Here is a 1786-nt window from a genome sequence, read left to right as displayed (position 1 = left end):
CCGATGTCGATACCGCGGGTGGGCTCGTCCAGCAGCAGGACCTTCATCGGCATCGACAGCCAGCGGCCAAGAATGGCTTTCTGCTGGTTGCCGCCGGAGAGGTACAGGATCTTCTGCGCCGCGTTCGGGGTTTTGACCCGCATCGCCTGGATCTGCCGGTCGGCGTTAGCTTTCTCCCAGCCTTCGCGCAACAGCCAGCCAAAGGTGGAGTGCGCATCCCGGGCACTGATGTTGATGTTTTCGGCGACGCTGCCCAGCGGGATGATGCCTTCCTTTTTGCGATCCTCCGGGCACAGCAAGATACCGGCGGCAATGGCGTCGCGGGGTGAGCGCAATTGCAGGGCTTGCCCGCATAGCTGCAGGCTACCGGCGCTGGCGCGCTCCAGGCCACTGAGCAGGCGAAACAGCTCGGTGCGCCCTGCCCCCACCAGCCCGAACAGCCCAAGGACCTCGCCCTTGCGCACCTCAAAGCTGATCGGCTCGCGCAGGCCCGGGCCGAGCAGGCCGTCTACCTTGAGCGCCACTTCGCCGTGCTCGCGTGGGCGGTAGTCGTAGATGTCCTGGATATCGCGACCGACCATGCAGGTCACCAACTGGTCGTGGGTCAGCGTGCTCATGTCCTCGAACGTGCGCACGTAGCGACCGTCCTTGAATACCGTCACCGCATCGCAGATACGGAACACTTCTTCCATGCGGTGCGACACGTAGAGCACCACTTTGCCCTCGTCGCGCAGGCGCGCAATGATTGCCATCAGCCGGTCGATTTCCCGCGCCGACAAACTGCTGGTGGGCTCATCGAAGGCGATCACGTTGGCACCGCGGGACAACGCCTTGGCGATTTCCACCAGTTGGCGCTGGCCCAAAGACAGGCGCCCGAGCTTCTCGTCAGGGTCGATCTCATCGGCCAAGCCCTTGAGACATGCCAGCGCCTGCTGGCGCAGCACGCCGCGGTTGACCACACCGAAACGCGTCGGCAAGTGCCCGAGGAACAGGTTCTCGGCCACGCTCATTTCCGGCACCAGGTGCAGTTCCTGGTGGATCACCGCGACACCGTTGGCGATGCTGTCGGCAGCGTTCTTGAACGCCATGACCTGCGCGCCGATCTGCACGCTGCCGCTGCTGGGAATGTAGGCGCCGCCGAGGATTTTCAGCAGCGTCGACTTGCCCGCACCGTTCTCGCCCATCAGGGCGTGCACCTGCCCGGGGTGGGCGGTGAAGCTTATGCCGTCCAGCGCCTTGACCCCGGGAAAGGTTTTGCCGATCGCGTCAAAACGCAGGGCCGCAGCGGTCATTTCCACAGCCCGATCTTGGTCAGTTCTTCCTTGAAGTTCTCGCGGGTGATCAGGGTGACTTCGTCCATGGCGGTGTACTTCGGTGGTTCAGTGCCTTTGGTGACCCACTCGTACATCATCAGTGCGGTGTTATAGCCCTCGATGTGCGGGCTCGGCAGCATGGAGCCGAAGAAACCGCTGTCGGCTTTCTTCAATTCGCCGATGGCGTCGGTGCCATTAATGCCGATGCCGATCACGTTGGCGGCCTTGAAGCCGGCGCTTTCAGTGGCGCGCACGCCGCCGAGCACGGTGTTGTCGTTCATGCCGCCGATGATCAGGTTTTTAGCGCCGCCGGGCAGCTTGACCAGGGCCGAGTTGGTGGCGTCCATGCTGCCAGGCACGTCAAGAGTCTTGAGGGCAGCGGTGAGGATGTGATCCTTGGGGATGCCGGCTTCTTCCAGGGACTTGATCGAGCCGTCAGTGCGCTTTTTACCGGTATCGAGCTCGTTGAAGGT

At 63.0% G+C, this 1786-nt stretch carries 1 protein-coding gene and 1 pseudogene; both read right to left on the bottom strand.

The genetic code is table 11. The features are described 5' to 3' along the window. The coding region (gene araG / locus J1G33_RS27685) for an L-arabinose ABC transporter ATP-binding protein AraG (RefSeq protein WP_223019170.1) at window positions 1-1292 on the bottom strand (1292 nt) is incomplete at its 3' end. Next, window positions 1289-1786: pseudogene (locus tag J1G33_RS27680) on the bottom strand (arabinose ABC transporter substrate-binding protein); the annotation flags it as partial. The pseudogene J1G33_RS27680 and the gene araG, both read right to left, overlap by 4 nt.

This window comes from Pseudomonas sp. P867 (assembly GCF_019891455.1).
In the GTDB taxonomy this organism is placed as follows: domain Bacteria; phylum Pseudomonadota; class Gammaproteobacteria; order Pseudomonadales; family Pseudomonadaceae; genus Aquipseudomonas; species Aquipseudomonas synxantha_A.
This window is presented reverse-complemented; position numbering and strand designations above follow the sequence as displayed.